Below are 18,519 nucleotides of genomic sequence, written 5' to 3'. Positions count from 1 at the left end.
CGGTCTCAGGCCTCGAATCTCAAGTTTTTATCGTGCTGATGGTGTCGTAAATCGGCCCCAGCACGGACAGCATGATCCAGCCCAGCAGCAGGCCCAGGATGACCGTCATGGCGGGCTCGATCATGGCCTGCACTTTTTCGATCAATTCCTTCACTTCGCGGTTGTAGAAATAGCTGACATTTCGCAAGGCCGTGTCCAGCGAGCCCGTCGCTTCGCCCACTTTCAGCATGCGGATCACCAGCGGCGGGAAGATACCCGTGTGCTGGAAGGCGGCGGTAACGCCGTAGCCTTCGCTGATCAGCTGCGCTGCGCGGCGCAGGCCGGCCGCCACCACCTGGTTGCCGGCGATGCCTTCGGACAGGCGGATGCATTCGAGGATCGTGATGCCGGACGCATACATGAGGGCAAAAAACGTGGCGAAGCGGGCCAGGATGATCTTGTGCAAGACGGGGCCGATCAGCCACAGCCGCAGTTTCAGGCCATCCCACGCATAGCGGGCCCTGTCGCTGCGGCGGACGAGCGCGCGCAGGCCGAAGAACAGCAGTACGGGTAAGCTCAGCAGCAGATACCAGTAATCGATGAACACATTCGATACGGCAATGAGCACGCGCGTATGCAGCGGCAGTTCGCCGCCCATGTTGCGGATGAACGCCGTCAGCTGGGGCACTAGATAGATCATCAGGAAAAACGTCACGGCCGCCACGACGATGGCCACGATGACGGGGTACATGACGATCTTGCGCGTCTGCGAGGCCAGCTCGTCCTGCCACTTCAGGCTTTCCGACAGGTTCTTGAACACGTCGGCGATCCTGCCGCTCTGTTCGCCCGCCAGTATCAGGCTGGTAAACGTGGCGTCGAAGATGTCGCCATGCTGGGCCAGCGCGCCCGACAGGGGCAGGCCGCCTTCGATGCTTTCAATCAGATCCGTGACGACTTCGCGCAGGCGCGGATGGTCCGTGCTTTCGCGCAAGTCGTTCAAGCCTTCCAGGATGGGCACGCCGGCCCCAGTCAATTGCTCCATGTGGAAGCAGAAATTGATCAGGTCGCGGCGGTGGATGATGCGCTTGCCCAGCAGCACCAGATACTGGCCCGTGATCTTGCAGTCGATCAAGTCGAGCTGCATGCGGTGCAAACGCGCTTCCAGGTCCGGCACGTTGGCCGCCTCCATGCTGCCGGGAATCAGGGCGCCGGCGGCATCCATGGCGCGGTAGACATATTGCGCCATCAGAGCAGCCTTTCCGTCAGATCGACCACGCGGCCCACTTCTTCCAGGGTGGTCACGCCTTCCCGCACGCGGCGCATGCCGTCGTCGACGATGCCCTTGAAGCCGGCCGCGCGCGCGGCGGCCTTGAGCTCGCGCAAACTGGCGCGGCGCGCCGTCAATTCATCGAGTTCGGCCGTCATCTTGAGGATTTCCATGATGGCCAGGCGGCCCTTGTAGCCGTGGTGCGCGCAGCGCTCGCAGCCCGCGGCGCGGCAGATGGAGACGGGCGCATCGTCCGCCGCCAGGCCCAGCAGGCGGCGCTCGACGTCGTCGGCGATCACCGTTTCCTTGCAATGCGGACACAAGCGGCGCACCAGGCGCTGCGCCACGATGCCGATGATGTTGCCCGCCATGATGTCGGGCAGGATGCCGATGTCGAGCAGGCGGGCCACGGAACCGATGGCCGAGCTCGTGTGCAGGGTGGAATACACCTGGTGGCCCGTCATGGCAGCCGCGAAAGCCATTTCCGCCGTTTCGCGGTCGCGGATCTCGCCCACGAGGATGATGTCCGGGTCTTGCCGCATCATCGAGCGGATGCCGTCGGCAAAGCCCAGCTTGACGGATTCGTTGACGGAGGTCTGGCGTATCATGTTCATCGGATACTCGACCGGGTCCTCCAGGGTCATGATGTTGACGCTTTCCGTATTGATATGGTTGAGTATCGAATACAGGGTGGTGGTCTTGCCGCTACCCGTCGGGCCCGTTACGAGGATCACGCCGTCGGGGCGCGCGATCATCAGTTTCAACAGGTTCAGTTCCGGCTCGGCCAGGCCCAGCGCATCCAGCGGCACGATGCCTTTTTGCCGGTCCAGCACGCGCAGCACGACGTTTTCGCCATGCGTGGTGGGCTGCGCCGACGCGCGGAAGTCGATTTGCCGCCCGGAAAACTTGATGCTGATGCGCCCATCCTGCGGCGCGCGCGCTTCGGCGATATTCATGTTCGACATCACCTTCAGGCGCACGGCCATGGCGGGCCAGTACGATTTGTGCAGGCTGCGGATCTGCCGCAAAATGCCATCGATGCGGTAGCGGATGCGCAGGAACGACTGTTCCGGCTCGAAATGGATGTCCGACGCGCCATTCTGCACGGCGTCGGCCAGCAGCGCGTCGATCAGGCGCACCATGGGCTGGCTGTACTCGTCCGAGGGCGAGGCCATGCTCTGGTAGCTGACTTCGCCCGTTTCGATTTCATGCAGGATGCCGTCGATCGACAGCTCGAAGCCGTAGTACTGGTCGATGGCGCGCGAAATATCGGATTCGTTGACGAGCACCGTGGAAATCGTGATGCCCTTGACCAGCATGGCGCTGATCTGGTCGAGCGCAACGATGTTGCTGGTGTCGGCCATGGCCAGGATCAGGTTGTCCGCCTGCCGCTCGTAGACGATGGGAAAGACGCGGTAGCGCTTGGCCACGTCCTTCGGGATCAGTTTCAGGGCGATGGCGTCGACCACCAGGCTGGACAGGTCCGCGCTCACCTGTTTCAGGTTTTCGCTGAGCGCCTCGCGCACGGTCGCTTCCGTGACGAAGCCCAAAGTGATCAGCAGCTTGCCCAGCGGTTCGCTGCTGCGCCGCTGTTCGATCAGGGCGATGCGCAGCTGGTCTTCGCTGATCACGCCTTTCTGGATCAGCAACTTGCCTAGTGGAAGTTTTGCCTGTTCTGCCATGTAGCGCTTATTCCTGACGGGTGATGATGATGGCCGGGTCGGCCGGCGCCGGGCCTGTGCTTGTGCCTGCCGCCGGCGCGGGGGGCGCCAGTTCGCGCAAGCGCGTTTGCACGACGGCCTGGTCGAAGGCGGCAGGCGTGGTTTGCGCCAGGGTCAAGGCGCGCTGGTAATAGGTGGCGGCCAGCCTGGGCTGGTTCAGCCGGTCCAGGCCCACGGCCAGGTTGAAGGCATAGTCGGGATTGCCGGGCGCGGCGCCGTAGGCGCGGAAAAACTGCTGCTGTGCTTCATTCCAGCGGCGCTGCTTGGCGTACACATTACCCAGTGCAAACAGCACGGGAGCGCTGTCGGGGCTGCGCGCCAGGATGGCTTTCAGCTTGGCCTCGCTCTGCACCACGTCGCCCTGGCGCAGGCCGATCAGCCCGGCCAGCGCTTCGCCATCGTCGGGATTGATTTCCAGCAAACGCACGTACAAGGCTGCCGCCTGCGCGCCCTGGTTCTCGCGCAGGGCCACGGCCGCCAGGCCCAGCAGCGCGTCGCGGTTGTTGGCATCCTGCCGCAGCACCGTCTCATACTGCTGGCGAGCAAGACCCAGCTGGCCCCCGTTGAAGGCCTGGTAGGCTTGCTGGACGCCGGGATTGATTTGCGGCGCGGCCACGCTGCGCTGCACCTGGATCTGGCTGTTGTCGGGCGCGGCCACCGGCGGCAGGCTGGGCGCTGCGGGCGGCGCCATGTGCGCCAGCTGCGCGGCCACGGCGGCCTGGACCGCCGCCTGTATCATCGCTTGCTGGCTCATCGCCGGCTGGTCCGCCGCACCGGCTGGCTGGCGCGCGTCGCGCGGGTAGTCCGGCGGCAAGGTCGCGGGCGAGGGCATGGCTTCGGGCTGCGCGGCGCCGGGGACGGGCACCACCACGATGGGACCGGCCACGCCGGCCGTGCCCGGGGCGTCCGTCAGCGGCATGGGCACGCCGGGCAGGTTGGCGCCCGCGCCGGGACTGGTGCTGGCGCGCCAGTACCAGTACGCCATGGACGCGGCCACCACCAGCAGGATCGCCAGCAGCACGGCCAGGCGCACGGTGGCGGGGTCGACGCTGATGGGGCCCGTGGGGCCTTTCGGCGGCGTATTGCTGCGGCTGGCGCGGGGCCGGGCGGGCGGCGGTTCGGGGCGCGGGGCTTGCTGCGGGCCGGGCGGCGGCCCTGGTGGCGGACCCGGCGTCGGCCCCGGTTGCGCGCCCGCGGGCGCCGGCTGCGGCGCGGGCGCGTCCGGCAGCGGTTCCAGGCTCAAGGTGCTCGCTGCCTGCACGGGCGGCGGGGCTGCGGCAGGCACGGGGCGCGGCGGCGGGATGGCGTCGGCCGGCGCCAGTTCCAGCACGTGGTCATAGGCTTCGGACGGCTTTTCCAGCTCCTCGTCGGAAAGGCTGTTCTGCTTGGCGCGCTCGGCCTTCTTGAGCGCCTGCATCAGCAAGCTCATGGAAAGTCTCCCTGCAGGCGTGCCTGCGGCTGGGTGGCCGCCGCCGGCGGGCCATCCGTGTACGGCTGGCTGTTGAGCGGTGCCTGGCCGGGCAGCAGGTAGCGGTAGTCGCGGTAATCGCCGTCGATGCTGGCATCCTTGACCACCACGGGGCGCATGAAGATCACCAGTTCCGTCTTGCTGCTTGCCTCATTGCGGTAGGTAAACAGATTGCCCACCAAAGGCAGGCTGGACAGGCCCGGCACGCCATCCTTGGCATTGTCGATGGAATCCTGCATCAGGCCGCCCATCACGGCGATCTGGCCATTGCCCACCTTCATGATCGATTCCAGTTCGCGCGCCTGGATCACGGGCACGCGGCTTTGCACGTTCGCCGTGGCCAGGGCCGGATTCGGGTCTTGCACGTAGCCAACGATGCGCGTGATGGTAGGACGCACGTTCAAGGTCACTTCATCGCTGTCGGAAATCTGCGGCGTGACGCTCATGACGAAGCCGACGGGCACCGTTTCCAGCTTCGACTCATAGGTGGCCGGCGTGGTGATGGTGCCCGTCGAGCTGATCACGGCAGGTGTCACCTTGATGGTAAAGAAGACATTGTTGTCCACCACCTTCAGCATGGCCGTCTGATTGTTGAGCACGCTGATTTTCGGGCTGGACAGCACTTTCACCTTGCCGAACGATTCGAGCAGCTGGATGGTGGTGGAGAAACTGTCCTTCAGATAATTGAGCAGGAAGATGCCCGGCGTGGCGTTGGGCGCGACGCCGCTGGGCAGGCCCGCCGTCCCCACTTGCCCTTGCCGCAGCTGCAGGCTGCCCGTCAGGCGCGACCAGTTGATGCCTTGCTGGTATTCATTGCTCAAGCGTACTTCGATGATGGTCGCTTCGATCAGCACTTGCCGCTTGGCGCTGTGTACGACGGCGTCGAGGAATTCGGCGATCTTTTCATGCTGGCGGCCCGTGGCCCGCACGGCGATCAGCCCGCCTTCCACGTTGACGACCACGGACGAGGGGCTGCCCTTGTTGGCCAGTTTCAGCAATGGCATGCCGTTCGCATCCAGCGGCTGGCCGGGCGCCGCATTCTGGCTGGCCACCTGCTGGCCTGGCGCAGGCGCATATTGGCTGCCGTTCGGGACGCCATTTTGCATGGGCGGCTGGGCGCCGTACTGGCCCGCCGTCCCCGTCGCGGGGAAATTGCCGGCTGGGTTCTGCGGCTGGCCTGGCTGGCCCTGCTGGCCGGGCACAGTTGTCAATTGCTGGTTCAGCTGGGCCAGCGGGTCCACCTGCACATCGTTGAGCGTGGTGTCGCGCAGCAGGTCGCGGATATTCTTTTCCAGGCTGTACCAGAAATTATTTTCCGAACGATTCACCACCAGGGTGGTCGAATTGTTGTTGCCATTGCCGCCGCTGCCCTGCGTGCCGCCGACGGGATTGCTGCTGTTGCCGCCCCCACCGCCCGCCGTGGAAATTTGCGTGGCGATATTCACGCTGCTGTTGGTGCTGCGCGCCATGTTGACGTAATCGACCTTGTAGTTGCGCCACACGGGCGCGTCGGGCAGCACCGTCAGGCTCTTGCCATCGATTTCGTAGCGCATATCGACTTGCTTGCCGATACGCGCCAGCAGTTGCGGCAGGGTCTGGTTCAGCGCATTCAAGGTGACGCTGCCCTCGACCTGGGGGTGAATGTCGATATTCATGCCCGCGTCGCGGGCCAGCGCAAACAGCAGCGATTGCACGGGCACCTTGTGCACGGTGACGCTGTAGGTTTCCACCTTCGGTGCGGGCAGGGGCGCGGCCAGCGCGCTGCTTTGCTGCACCGGTTCGGGAATGGCGCCGCCGGGGCGGGGCGGGAAGTTGATGTGGGCCGGCGACAGCGGCGTTTGCTGCGTAGCGCAGCCGGCCAGCATGGCGCTGCAGGCGAGGGTGACCCAAGAGGCCAGCACAGGAATAGGGTGTTGAGTCATGAAAAGTTCGCCCTTGGAGTCGTATTGTGCTTTTGTAATTTTAACCAGCATGATCGCCTAAAAGCAATCGGCTGTGCTGGCCTGGGAGGCAATATGCAGAAATAAAGTCAGGGGGCGCCACGTCCCGTTTTTGCCGGGGCGACGGTTTTCATTTCCGTGCGGATACTCTCTATGTTGCTCAGCAATATTTTCTGTGGCGACGCGGGCGATAGCCTGGCCCGAACGGTATCGGCGCTGGCCTGGTCGGCATAGCTGCCGTAGACGATGGCCAGGCGCGCGCTGGTGCTGGCAGGCGCCTGCGCTGGCGTCGCCTGGCGCATGCCCGATGGCGTGCCGGCCAGCGTAGTGGGCGTGGCAGCTGCGGGGGCCGCGCCGGGCAGGCGAAAGACGTGGATGTCGTGCAGGCCGATGGCTTGCTGCGCCTGTTGCAAAAAGGTTTCCGCTGCCGCCGTGTCGCTGGCGGGCAGGCTGGCAATGTGCAGCACCAGCTGCTGCGGTGCCTGCTGCGCCAGCCAGTCGCGCGATTCGGCCAGTTTGCTGTCGAGCAGCGTGTTCGGCGCGGGCGGCACGGTGCGCGGCACCGCTGCCTCGGGAGCTGCCGCTGCCGCATGGGCGGGTGCGGCGTCATCGGTGTGACTGGTGCGGCCAGGCTGGCCAGCATGGCCTGCTGCCTGGCCTGCCTGGCCTGCTTGGCTGAGCTGGCTGAGCTGGCTGGATGGCGGCGCCATCCCCGTCGCCGTTGCTGCTGTTGCTGTCGTCGTCGCCATGGCCGCTGCCCGGTCCGGGTTGCTTGCCTGCCATTGCCACAGCAGTGCGGCGGCCAGCACCAGCATCAGCGCGCTCAAGGCGCCCGCCAGCAGCTTGCCCGCATGCCAGGGCGCGCGGTAGAAGGGGCTGTCGGCGATGGCCAGGCGCACATGGCGCGCGCTCACCTGCTGCGCATCGTCCGCATATGCGGCCAGCAAGGCCTTGTCGGCCAGGATATTGATCCTGCGCACGATACCTTGCGAAGCGCGAGCCAGCGCCCGCAGCGCGGCCCGCGTGAAGACGAGCGGCGCCGTGCGGCCGGCGGCGGCCAGCCGGCAGGCCAGATAGTCGTTCAGCAAGGCTTGCGGCAGGCGGGGCACGGCAAAGCTGTGGGTGATGCGTTCCTTCAATTGGCGGAACTGGGGCAAGTCCAGGGTGTGCTGCAATTCCGGCTGGCCAAACAGGACGATTTGCAGCAGCTTGTGGCTGGCCGTCTCCAGGTTCGTCAGCAGGCGCAGCGCTTCCAGGGTGGCGCCCGGCATGGCTTGCGCCTCTTCGGCCAGCAGCACCACCTGGCGCCCGGCCGCATGCCTGGCGATCAGCTCGCCGTGCAGGGCGCGCAGCACGGCGTCGGCGCGGCAACCGTCCAGCGCCAGGCCCAGTTCGGCGGCAATGGCGTGCAGCACTTCGTCCGGTTCCAGGCGGGGATTGAGCAGGTACAGCACGTCGACGTGGGGCGGCAGGCAGTCGGCCAGCATGCGGCACAGCATGGTCTTGCCGCTGCCCACTTCGCCCGTCAGCTTGATGATGCCTTCGCCTTGCGTGACGGCGTAGCGCAGCGCATCGAGCAGTTCGCCCCGTGTATTGCCCGTATAAAAGAAGGCCGGGTCCGGCGTGATGCCGAACGGCGCCGTGCGCAAGCCGAAATGGCGCAGATACATGCCGTGCGGGGATGGCGCGTACGGCCGCCCGGGCGGTGTGGTGGGCGTGCCGTGCGTGCCGGCGTTCATGCCGCGATGCAATTGAGGAACGCCTGCTCCAGGCTGGCGTCCTGCGCGCCGCCATGGCGCGCGCGGCATTCGGCGGGCGTGCCCGCAAACACGATGCGGCCCCCGTGCAGGATGGCCATGCGGTCGCACAGTTCCTCCACGTCGGCCAGCGCATGCGAAGTGAGCAGGGCGCCCCGGCCCTGCGCGCGCGCCTGCTGCAGCACTTGCTTGAACTGTGCGCGCGCCTTCGGGTCGAGTCCGCTCATCGGTTCATCGAGCACCAGCTGGGGCTTGCCCGACAACAAACAGGCGGCCAGTCCCAGTTTCTGCATCATGCCTTTCGAATAGTCGCGCGCGGGGCGCAGCAAGGCGTCCGGCGCCAGGTCCAGCGCGGCCAGCGCCTGCTGCACGGCTTGCGGCCCGGGGTGCACGTCGTGCAGGCGCGACAGGTAGCGCAGGAAGTCGCCGCCCGTCAGGTAATAGGGCGCCTGGAAGCGTTCTGGCAAAAAGGACAGGGGCTGGCGCGCCGCAGCGTGCCGGTGCGGCTGGCCGAAGATGGCGATGTCGCCCCGTTCGGGCGTGCAAAAGTCCAGCAGGCATTTGAGCAGGGAAGTCTTGCCCGCGCCATTCACGCCGACCAGGCCGAACAGTTCTCCTGCGCGCACCTGCAGCTCGACGCCGCGCAGCACGGCGTTGCCCGCCAGCTGCAGATGCACGTTGTGGAACTCGATGGCGCAGGCGTTCATAGGGGCGAGGGTGGGCAGGCAAGACGGGATACGACCGCCATTATTGCCATGGGCGCAGGTGGGCGGCAAGTGTTTACTTGCAGAGTGTTGAAATGCGCGAAAATCAAGCCACGGAATGTATTTTCTTTAAGAAACAACAGGTTCTGGAATAAAATACCCCCCGCGCGCCGCTGGCGTGCATCGTCTGATGAATCTGTCGAGGAGCAAGCATGGCAAGGCCAGAGAAAGTCCGGCTCGGTGAAATTTTGGTGCAGCAGAAATTGCTGACGGAACAACAGTTGGGCCAGGCCTTGACGGAACAGAAGCGTTCGGGGCGCAAGCTGGGCCGCGTTTTCGTCGAGCACGGCTTCGTCACGGAAGAGCAGATTTCGGGCGCGCTGGCGCGCCAGCTCGACATTCCCTACATCAACCTGAAGTTTTTCAACATCAATCCCGAACTGGTGCGGCTGCTGCCGGAAACCCAGGCGCGGCGCTTCCGCGCGCTGGTGCTGGAAGACCGGCGCGAGGGCTTGCTGGTCGGCATGTCCGACCCCACCGACCTGTTTGCGTACGATGAAATTTCGCGCCTGGTCAAGCGCCATATCGAACTGGCCGTGGTCAATGAAACGGAAGTGCTGGCCGCCATCGACCGCATCTACCGCCGCACGGAAGATATCTCCACCCTGACGCGCGAGCTGGAGCAGGACCTGGGCGACGTTTCCGTCGACTTCGGCGCGCTGGCCGCCAATCCGGGCCTGGAAGAGGCGCCCATCGTCAAGCTGCTGCAATCCGTGTTCGAGGATGCCACGCAGGTGCGCGCGTCGGACATCCACATCGAACCGCAGGAAGGCCGGCTGCAGATCCGTTTCCGCATCGACGGCGTGCTGCACCTGCAGACGGAAGCGGACAGCAAGATCGCCAGTTCGCTGGCGCTGCGGCTGAAACTGATGTCGGACCTCGATATTTCCGAGAAGCGCTTGCCGCAGGATGGCCGCTTCGCCATCCGCGTGAAAAACCAGCGCATCGACGTGCGTATTTCCACCATGCCCACCCAGTACGGCGAATCGGTGGTGATGCGGCTGCTGAACCAGGGCGGCACGACTCTGCGCCTGGACGCCATCGGCATGCCGCCCCGGCTGGTGGAACAGTTCCGCGCCATCGTCAGCCGCCCGAACGGCCTGGTGCTGGTGACGGGGCCGACGGGCAGCGGCAAGACGACGACCCTGTATTGCGCCTTGTCCGAACTCAATTCGGTGGAAAAAAAGCTGATCACGGTGGAAGACCCCGTCGAGTACCGCTTGCCGGGTATTAACCAGGTGCAAGTGAACGACAAGATCGAGCTGAACTTTGCCCGGGTGCTGCGCTCGGCCCTGCGGCAAGATCCCGATATCGTGCTCGTGGGCGAGATGCGCGACCAGGAAACGGCGCAGATCGGCTTGCGCGCCGCCATGACGGGCCATCTGGTGCTGTCGACCCTGCATACGAACGACGCCATCAGCACGCCGCTGCGCCTGATGGACATGGGCGTGCCCCGCTACATGGTGGGCAGTTCGCTGCAAGCCGTGCTGGCGCAGCGCCTGGTGCGCGTGATCTGCGAAAGCTGCAGCACGCCGTACGCCCCCACGCCCAACGAATACGAATGGCTGCGCCTGGAACTGGGCGAGCTGGTCGAGCGCAACCAGTATTTCCACGGCAAGGGCTGTTCGCATTGCAATGGCATGGGATACCGGGGCCGTACGGGCGTGTATGAATTGCTGGAAATCACGCGCGCCGTGGCGGACGCCGCCAACCATGCCGATCCTTCCCACTTCATGAAGGTGGCGACGGAGCAGATGGCGGGCGAAACCCTGCGCCGCCACGCCGTGCAGCTGGTCGTGCAGGGCCGCACGACGGTGATGGAAGCGATGCGCATCAGCAACCAGAGCGAGGATTGAGGTGCCGTTTTTCTCCTACAAGGCGCGTAGCGCCAGCGGCGAACTGCTGACCGGCGTCATGGAAGGCGCCGACAGCGGCGCCGTGGCCGATCAATTGATGGCGGGCGGCAGCACGCCCGTCGACATCAGCGCCACCAAGCAGACGGTGACGGGGGCGGGCGCCAGCAAGTTGAACTGGTGGGACAAGCTGACCGAGAAAAAAGTCACGCCCATGGACGTGCAGCTGTTCAGCCGCCAGCTGTACACCCTGCTCAAGGCGGGCGTGCCCATCATGCGGGGCCTGGCCGGCTTGCAGGAGTCCGCCATCAGCCCCGCGTTCGGCCGCATCATCAAGGATGTGCGCGAGTCGCTCGATGCAGGGCGCGAACTGTCGGCCGCCATGGCGCGCCACCCTGCCATCTTCACGCCGTTTTATCTGTCGATGGTGCGCGTGGGCGAAATGACGGGCCGCCTCGATGAAGTGTTCCTGCGCCTGTTCGACCACCTGGAATTCGACCGCGACATGCGCGCGCGCGTGAAAACGGCGACGCGCTACCCGACCTTCGTCGTCTTCGCCATGCTGGCCGCCATGATCGTGGTGAATATCTTCGTCATTCCCCAGTTCGAGAAGGTGTTCGCCAGCTTCCATGCGGAACTGCCCTTGATGACGCGCGTGCTGATCGGCACGTCGCGCTTCACGACCGCGTACTGGCCCATCCTGCTGATGCTGGGCGCGGGCGGCTTTTTCGGCTGGCGCGCCTGGCTGCGCACGAAAGAGGGTCTATATAAGTGGGACCGGACCAAGCTGCGCCTGCCGATCGCCGGCAAGATCATCCTGAAGGGCACGATGGCCCGCTTTGCGCGCAGCTTCGCCCTGTCCAGCACCAGCGGCGTGCCCATCGTGCAGGCGCTGACGGTGGTGTCACAGACGGTCGACAACACCTATTTGAGCGCGCGCGTGGAACAGATGCGCGACGGCGTCGAGCGGGGCGAAAGCATCTTGCGCACGTCGGTGGCGGCCGGCGTATTTACGCCCGTGGTGCTGCAGATGATCGCCGTGGGCGAGGAATCGGGCTCGCTCGACGACCTGATGGACGAGATCGCGGACATGTACGAGCGCGAAGTCGATTACGAGCTGAAGACCCTGTCGGCGCAGATCGAGCCGATTTTGATCGTCTTCCTCGGCGCCATGGTGCTGGTGCTGGCGCTGGGCATCTTCCTGCCGATCTGGGACCTGGGCCGGGCGGCCCTGCACTGATGGCGCGGCCGGTCCGCCAGCGCGGTTTCACCCTGTTCGAGCTGGCGGTCGTGGCGAGCGTGTTCGCCATCCTGGTGGCGGTGTTCCTGAACCGCGCCAGTTATTACCAACAGCAGGCGCAGCAGGTGGCCGTGGCGCAGATGCTGGGGGTCTTGCGCACCAGTTTGCGGGTGCAGGTGCTGCACCTGTACCTGGCGGACCATCGCGACAGGTTGCCGGCGCTGGCGCGGCAAAACCCGTTCGACTGGCTGGCCGACAAGCCGGCCAACTACCTGGGCGAGTTCGCGCAGCCGGACCTGGAAAAATTGCCGGCAGGGAATTGGTTATATGACAGAAAAGAACAAAAAATCATCTATTTGTTTAGTAATGGCAATATTTTTCCCAGTACAGGGGTTGATGCAGTGAAATTTAAGGTAACCTTGCCAAGTGCAGACGCCGATCTTGACAAGCTCGCCCAGGAACCCGATATTGTGGTGTGGAAATCGCCGGATTCGGCAGCAAACTGACGCGTTTCTTCGTCCGGTGCAGCGACAGTTTCATGGCGTTGGTTTTGATGTTTTTATTTGATTTTGGAGAAAGCAAGAATGAACAAGTCTTTACGTAGTATGAAAAGCGGCGCCCAGGCAGGTTTTACCCTGATCGAACTGATCGTCGTCATCGTCATCCTCGGCATCCTGGCCGCGACGGCCATTCCTAAATTCATCGACATGTCGACCGATGCGCGCGTGGCCAAGATGCAGGCGGCCGCTGGCGCCATCAAGGCGGGCTCGGCGCTGTACCATGCGCAATGGCTGGTCAAGGGTTCCGTCGATACGCCGAAGGTGCAGATGGAAGGTACCGACATTGACGGCGCGTTCGGCTACCCAGCAGCAACGGCAACCGGTATCGGCGCGGCCGCTGGCATTACGACCAACGACTACACGGTGACCACCGCTACTGGCTATGTCGTTACGCCAGACGCCACGCGCACGGGTTGCTCGGTGACTTATACGGCTCCGGCCGCAGCTGGCGGCGTGCCCAACATCGCGATCGGTGCAAGCACCACGTCGTGTAAGTAAGCGCAGTAAGTTATTGACAGGGAAGGCCCGGCCACGCCCGGGCCTTCCTTGCGCACCACCAGCCCAACCCCAGGCGCCAGCCCGTTGGGCTTTTTTACGGGCCATCCATTGCAGCAGCCACCGACAGTCTTCCCGCATCGCCACGCAGGGCCGCCAGGCCCCCTGCGGCGTACGGCTGCGCGCGGCTTTACCCTGATCGAACTGGTGGCCGTGCTGGTGCTGGCGGGCTTGCTGGGCACCTTTGCCGTCAACCGGTTTTTCCAGCGCGATACTTTTGACGCGCGCAGTTTTGCCGACCAGGTGACGAATATCGTGCGCTACGGGCAAAAGCTGGCGGTGGCGCAAAACCGCGCCGTATTTGTGCGCATCAATAACAACAGCGTGGCCCTGTGCTTCGATGCCGTTTGCAACGATGATCAGAAAGTGGTGCCGCCCACGGGCAGGAACAGCGGCAGCAAGGAAACGCTGCAGTATTGCCTGGGGAGTAACTGGCTGTGCGAAGGCCGTCCGGCCAGCGTGACCATGTCCACCAATCCTGCCAATACGGCCGGCTTTTATTTCGACGCGCTGGGCAAGCCATATGCGCAGGGCGATGTGTTTCCTGCCGTATCGACATTCCCCGCGCAGCTGAACATCAGCATCCTGGGCGATGGCACGAAGCGCGACGTCACGGTCGAAGGGGAGACCGGCTATGTCCATTAGCCTGCGGCGCCAGCGTGAACGGGGCGTGACCCTGATCGAACTGGTGCTGTTCATCGTCATCGTCGGCGTGGCTTCGGCCGCCATCCTGGGCGTGATGAGCCTGGCGACGAAACGCAGCGCCGACCCGCAGCTGCGCAAGCAGGCGCTGGCGATAGCCGAGGGCATGCTGGAAGAGATCCAGCTGGCGCGCTTTACGTATTGCGATCCGCAAGACCCGGCCGCGGAAACGGCCACCAACGCCGCCGGCTGCACCATCCCGGAAGTGGCGGGCCAGGAGGCGGGCGGCATGCCGCGGCCCTTCGACAACGTCAACGATTACGTGGGCGCGTATGGCAAGGCCACGGATTACACGACGGATGCGCAGGGCACCGTCTGGGCTGCCGGTTCTCCCCAGGCATATATTGCCTCGGTGGTCATCACCCAGGTCGCCCTGAACGGCTTGCCGGCCACGGAAGCCCTGCGCATCCAGGTGACCGTGCCGTATGCCGACCAGCAGATCGTGCTCGACGGCTATCGCGTGCGCTATGCGCCGAACAGTATTCCATGAAAAAATTCCTCAACGCCAGGCGCCTTGCGCGCGGCTTTACCCTCGTCGAGATGGTCATCGTGATCGTCATCACGGGCATCATCGGCACCATGGTCGCCGTCTTCATCCGCGTGCCCGTGCAAGGCTATATGGATGTGGCCGCGCGCGCGGCGCTGGCCGACACGGCCGACACGGCAGCGCGCCGCCTGACGCGCGACGTGCGCCTGGCCTTGCCCAACAGCGTGCGCGTGGGGGGCAATGGCCTGTACCTGGAATTGTTGCTGACCAAGACGGGCGGGCGCTACCTGAGCGACAGCGATCCGGCCGGCCTGGGCAATGTGCTGAGCTTTGAAACGGCTCCCGCCCCCAGCACTCCGCTGAACTTTACCGTCGTCGGCGCCATGCCCGCCGATGCGCTGGGCGCGCGCCAGGCGATCGGCGTGGGCGACCAGATCGTCGTCTACAACCTGGGCGGAACTTACACGCCGAACGACGCCTACTCCTGCAGCGCGGCGACGGGCTGCAACCGCGCGCCGGTCACGGCCGTTTCCGGCAATGTCGTCACCTTGGGCAGCTATCCATTCACGACGCCGCCCGCGCCGCTGCCGTCGCCGTCGAACCGTTTCCAGGTGGTGTCCACGCCCGTCACCTATGCGTGCGATCTGGCGACCGGCACCCTGACCCGTTACGCGGGCTATGCCATCCAGGCCGCCCAGCCGGTGGTGGCGGGCACCGTGCCGCTGGCGACGGACAAGGGCGCCCTGCTGGCGCGCCAGGTGACGGCGTGCGCCTTCAGCTATACCGTGCTGGCCAATGTGCAGCGTGGCCTGGTGAACATCGACCTGAGCCTGGGTGCGCCGAACAGCAATACGGGCGTGCTGCGCCTGGTGCAACAGGTGCAGGCGAGGAATACGCCATGACGCATGTGCTGCGCCGCCGTCCGGGCCGCATGCGCGGTTTCAGCCTCGTCACGGCCATTTTCCTGCTCGTGGTGCTGGCCGCGCTGGCGGCCGTGATGGTGAATATCTCCACCTTCCAGCAGACGGAGTCGGCCATGGACGTGCAGGGCGTGCGCGCCGAACAGGCTGCCCGTGCCGGCCTCGAATGGGGCTTGCAGCGGCAGATCAGTGCGGGCCTGACCGCCGGCGCGGCGTGCATCGGCGCCACCACGTTCAGCTTGCCTCCAGGCACGACGCTGTCGGCGTTCCGCGTCAACGTGCAATGCAGCACGGCCACGGGGCCCGGCACCTTGACCAGCTGGACCATCACGGCCACCGCTTGCAACCAGCCTGGGCCTGCCGGTTGTCCGAACCCGGGCAATAACGCCGATTACGTCCAGCGCCGCCTGCAAGCCGTGTTGTCGCAGTAAGGTCAACTGCGTGAAAAAAAGATCGCTAATTTATTGTTTTTACACAACAAAGTTGGCTTCATGAATTAAAATTGGTCGGTTGCATTATCTGCGCGACAAGATCGGGCAGGCACTTACACTGGATAGTTCGCATGGGTTTATTCGCAAGAGCAAAGAAATACGATGGATGGCTGGCCACGGCGTTTGGCCGTGAAGGTGTCAGCGCCGTTGTTGTCCAGCGTTCCGCCGACGGCATGCCGCGCGTGCTGGGCGTCAGCTACCAGGCGGCCGCGCGGCCGGCGCCGGCCGAGGTGCTGGAAAAGCTGGGCAAGGATCTGCAAGCGCCAGCGCGCCACTGCACCACGGTGCTGGCCGGCGGCGAATACCAGCTGCTGTCGCTGGAAGCGCCGGCCGTGCCGCGCGAGGAGCTGAAGACGGCCGTGGGCTGGCGCTTGAAGGACATGCTGGACTTTCCCCTGGCCGAAGCCACCATCGACGTGTTCGACATTCCCGGCGACCCGAACGGCACCCAGCGGGGTAGCAGCGTGTTTGCCGTTGCCGCGCGCAACAGCGCCGTGTCGCGCCGCCAGGCGCAGTATGCCGAATGCAAGATCGGCTTGTCCGTGATCGATATCCCCGAGATGGCGCAGCGCAATATTGCCACCTTGCTGGAAACGCCGGGACGCGGCATCGCCGTGCTGTTTTTCGACGGCGACGGCGGCTTGCTGACCATGAGTTTCAACGGCGAGCTGTACCAGGCACGCCGCATCGACGTGACCTTGACGCAATTGCAGTCGCCCGACGCCAGCCAGTACTACGACCGCGTCACCCTGGAACTGCAGCGCTCGTTCGACCACTTCGACCGCCAGTTCCATTTCATTTCGCTGGCCCGCTTGATGCTGATGACGGGCGCCGGCGACGGCTTGCACGGCTACCTGGCCGACAATCTCTACATGCCCGTCGAGCAGCTGGACCTGGCCACGGTGCTGGACTTTTCCCAGGCCGCCGAATTGCGCGACCCCGCCATGCAGGCGCGCTACTTCCTGGCCATCGGCGCGGCGTTGCGCGAGGCTGGCCCGCACGCGGGCAAGCATGAAGGGAAGGGCGCATGAGCCAGCAGATCAATCTGTTCAATCCCCAGTTTGAACGCAAAAAACACCAGATGTCGGCGCGCACGGCCGGGCTGGGCCTGGGCGGGCTGGCGCTGCTCCTGCTGGTGCTGGGCACGCTGTTCCAGCGCACCGTGGCCGAGCTGGAACAGCGCGAAGCGGACGTCAAGACGGCGCTGGCGCAGGGCGAGGCAAAGCGCGACCAGATCTTGCGCGATTTTCCTCCACGCAAGAAAGATCCGGCGCTGGCGCAGGAACTGGCGGCCGTCGAGGCGCAGCGCCAGTTGCTGCAGGATGCGTCACACGTGCTGGAAAGCGGCAAGCTGGGCAATACCTCTGGCTATGCCGGCTATTTCCGCGCGCTGGCGCAGGCCCGCGTCGAAGGCGTATGGCTGACGGGCGTGGACATCGCCGGCGCCGGCAATGACTTCGGCTTGCAGGGCCGCGCCTTGCACGCCTCGTTGCTGCCCGCGTACATCACGCGCCTGGGCCAGCAGGAGATATTGAAAGGCAAGACCTTCGCCAGCCTCGACATTAGCCAGCCCGAGCCGCCGGCCGTGGCCGAGGGCAAGGCGGCCAGCCTGCCGTATGTGGCGTTCAGCCTGCAGTCGGCGGACCGCGCCGCCGGACCCGCCGCGGGCGCCGCGCCGGCAAAACCTGTTGCGGAAGGAACACGCTGATGCTGCCCCTGCTGAAGAAATGGGCTGCCGCCTTCGATGCCCTCAGCCTGCGCGAGCGGCTGATGGTGTTTGGCGCCGGTGCGGCCGCCGTCCTGTTCGTGTTTTATTTCATGAGCTTTAATCCCCTGCTGGCGAAACGCGCGGTGCTGGAGGCGAGCATTGCGCAAAAGCAAAGCCTGTTGACCGCCACGAACAAGGAAATCGAGCTGACCATGCTTGCCCACGCCACCGATCCCGACCAGGAAGCGCGCACGCGCCTGGTGGCCTTGCAGGCGGAAACGGCGTCGCTGGCGCAGGCGCTGCGCGAGAAGCAGCACGGCCTGGTGGCGCCCGAGCGCATGGTCACCTTGCTCGAGCACATGCTGCGCCGGCATGCGGGCCTGCGCGTGGTCTCGCTGAAAACCCTGCCCGCCAGCGCCGTGGGTGCCCGCCCGGCCGACGCCGCGAACGGCGATGCGGCAGCCAGGACCGACGTTGCCAAGGCAGCGGCCCCGGCCCCCTTGCTGCATCAGCATGGCGTGGAAGTGGTGCTGCAAGGCAGCTATGCGGACATGGTGCAATACATGCAGGCGCTGCAATCGATGCCGACCCGGGTCTTCTGGGGCGCCGCCCACCTCGACGCGGCAAGCTACCCGGGCGCCACCCTGACCCTGACCCTACATACCCTCAGCATGGACGACACATGGATCGCACTCTGACCTCTGGTCCCGCGCTGCCTGCGCTTTTCCTCGCGCTGGGTCTGGCGTTGAGCCTCGCTGGGCCGGGCGCGCAGGCGCAGGCGCTCGACGATCCCACGCGCCCGCCGGCGGCCCTGTGGGCGCCGGCCAGCGCCGCGCCCGTCGTTGCGGCCCGGCCGCAGCTGCAATCGGTGCTCATTTCCGCCCAGCCGGGCGGGCGCCGCCTGGCCGTCATCGATGGCCAGGTGGTGAAAATCGGCAGCAAGGTGGGCGACGCCGTGGTGACGGACATCCGCGACACGGCCATCCTGTTGCGGCGCGGTAAATCACTGGAAACCTTCAAGCTGTATCCCAGCAGCAAGACCGACAACACGACCGATCGCAAGACCGACCGCAAGCAGGAGTAGAAGAAGTGGCCAAGCAACTCAAT

General features: G+C 65.2%; 18 protein-coding genes. 12 read left to right on the top strand and 6 right to left on the bottom strand.

All coding sequences use genetic code 11. From position 1 onward, the window contains the following. Positions 1–19: 19 nt before the first annotated feature. From VPH41_RS13145 to VPH41_RS13120, 6 genes are all read right to left on the bottom strand, one after another. Positions 20–1,225 carry a type II secretion system F family protein gene (locus tag VPH41_RS13145; protein WP_328570356.1) on the bottom strand — a complete coding sequence of 402 codons (1,206 nt, stop codon included), beginning with the start codon at positions 1,223–1,225 and terminating at the stop codon, positions 20–22. Next, on the bottom strand, positions 1,225–2,928 hold the full coding sequence (locus tag VPH41_RS13140) for a GspE/PulE family protein (protein WP_328570355.1): 1,704 nt from the start codon (positions 2,926–2,928) through the stop codon (positions 1,225–1,227). The genes VPH41_RS13145 and VPH41_RS13140 overlap by 1 nt, the downstream gene beginning before the upstream one ends. A gap of 7 nt (positions 2,929–2,935) precedes the next feature. Beyond that, entirely contained in the window at positions 2,936–4,396 is a 1,461-nt protein-coding gene (locus VPH41_RS13135; protein ID WP_328570354.1) for a tetratricopeptide repeat protein, read from the bottom strand. Next, positions 4,393–6,357 (bottom strand): pilus (MSHA type) biogenesis protein MshL, encoded by a 1,965-nt coding sequence (mshL, locus tag VPH41_RS13130; RefSeq protein ID WP_328570353.1) that lies wholly within the window; start codon positions 6,355–6,357, stop codon positions 4,393–4,395. The genes VPH41_RS13135 and mshL overlap by 4 nt, the downstream gene beginning before the upstream one ends. 107 nt (positions 6,358–6,464) lie before the next feature. Further along, on the bottom strand, positions 6,465–8,114 hold the full coding sequence (locus tag VPH41_RS13125) for an ExeA family protein (RefSeq protein WP_328570352.1): 1,650 nt from the start codon (positions 8,112–8,114) through the stop codon (positions 6,465–6,467). Then, positions 8,111–8,839 (bottom strand): ABC transporter ATP-binding protein, encoded by a 729-nt coding sequence (locus VPH41_RS13120; protein ID WP_328570351.1) that lies wholly within the window; start codon positions 8,837–8,839, stop codon positions 8,111–8,113. The genes VPH41_RS13125 and VPH41_RS13120 overlap by 4 nt, the downstream gene beginning before the upstream one ends. A 209-nt stretch (positions 8,840–9,048) precedes the next feature. Between VPH41_RS13120 and VPH41_RS13115 the strand changes: the two genes are divergently transcribed. From VPH41_RS13115 to VPH41_RS13060, 12 genes are all read left to right on the top strand, one after another. Continuing rightward, positions 9,049–10,752, top strand: coding sequence for a GspE/PulE family protein (locus tag VPH41_RS13115; protein ID WP_152284623.1), 1,704 nt, complete (start codon positions 9,049–9,051; stop codon positions 10,750–10,752). A 1-nt stretch (position 10,753) separates the two neighbouring features. Next, positions 10,754–11,989, top strand: coding sequence for a type II secretion system F family protein (locus VPH41_RS13110; protein WP_152284622.1), 1,236 nt, complete (start codon positions 10,754–10,756; stop codon positions 11,987–11,989). Beyond that, positions 11,989–12,495, top strand: a complete 507-nt coding sequence (locus VPH41_RS13105) for a type II secretion system protein (protein WP_328570350.1) — start codon at positions 11,989–11,991, stop codon at positions 12,493–12,495. The genes VPH41_RS13110 and VPH41_RS13105 overlap by 1 nt, the downstream gene beginning before the upstream one ends. A 78-nt stretch (positions 12,496–12,573) precedes the next feature. Next, positions 12,574–13,047, top strand: a complete 474-nt coding sequence (locus VPH41_RS13100) for a type II secretion system protein (protein ID WP_328570349.1) — start codon at positions 12,574–12,576, stop codon at positions 13,045–13,047. 48 nt (positions 13,048–13,095) lie between these two features. Further along, a complete protein-coding gene (locus VPH41_RS13095; protein ID WP_328570348.1) occupies positions 13,096–13,749 on the top strand; it encodes a pilus assembly FimT family protein in 654 nt (217 codons plus the stop codon). Next, positions 13,739–14,296: a type IV pilus modification PilV family protein gene (locus VPH41_RS13090; protein ID WP_328570347.1), complete on the top strand. Its 558-nt coding sequence runs from the start codon at positions 13,739–13,741 to the stop codon at positions 14,294–14,296. The genes VPH41_RS13095 and VPH41_RS13090 overlap by 11 nt, the downstream gene beginning before the upstream one ends. Continuing rightward, positions 14,293–15,195 carry a prepilin-type N-terminal cleavage/methylation domain-containing protein gene (locus VPH41_RS13085; protein WP_328570346.1) on the top strand — a complete coding sequence of 301 codons (903 nt, stop codon included), beginning with the start codon at positions 14,293–14,295 and terminating at the stop codon, positions 15,193–15,195. Before VPH41_RS13090 ends, VPH41_RS13085 begins: the two co-directional genes overlap by 4 nt. After that, complete coding sequence (locus tag VPH41_RS13080) at positions 15,192–15,644, top strand: agglutinin biogenesis protein MshP (protein ID WP_328570345.1); 453 nt, start codon at positions 15,192–15,194, stop codon at positions 15,642–15,644. The genes VPH41_RS13085 and VPH41_RS13080 overlap by 4 nt, the downstream gene beginning before the upstream one ends. A gap of 131 nt (positions 15,645–15,775) precedes the next feature. Then, on the top strand, positions 15,776–16,735 hold the full coding sequence (locus VPH41_RS13075) for an agglutinin biogenesis protein MshI (protein WP_328570344.1): 960 nt from the start codon (positions 15,776–15,778) through the stop codon (positions 16,733–16,735). Further along, positions 16,732–17,412, top strand: coding sequence for an MSHA biogenesis protein MshA (locus tag VPH41_RS13070; protein WP_152284616.1), 681 nt, complete (start codon positions 16,732–16,734; stop codon positions 17,410–17,412). Before VPH41_RS13075 ends, VPH41_RS13070 begins: the two co-directional genes overlap by 4 nt. Beyond that, entirely contained in the window at positions 17,412–18,110 is a 699-nt protein-coding gene (gene gspM, locus VPH41_RS13065; RefSeq protein WP_328570343.1) for a type II secretion system protein GspM, read from the top strand. The genes VPH41_RS13070 and gspM overlap by 1 nt, the downstream gene beginning before the upstream one ends. Continuing rightward, entirely contained in the window at positions 18,095–18,496 is a 402-nt protein-coding gene (locus VPH41_RS13060; RefSeq protein ID WP_328570342.1) for an MSHA biogenesis protein MshK, read from the top strand. The genes gspM and VPH41_RS13060 overlap by 16 nt, the downstream gene beginning before the upstream one ends. The last annotated feature ends 23 nt before the right edge of the window (positions 18,497–18,519 follow it).

This window comes from Janthinobacterium sp. P210006, from assembly GCF_036231885.1.
In the GTDB taxonomy this organism is placed as follows: Bacteria; Pseudomonadota; Gammaproteobacteria; order Burkholderiales; family Burkholderiaceae_D; genus Janthinobacterium; species Janthinobacterium violaceinigrum.
Note: the sequence above shows the minus strand (reverse complement) of the source record. Positions and strands in the feature narration are given on the sequence as shown.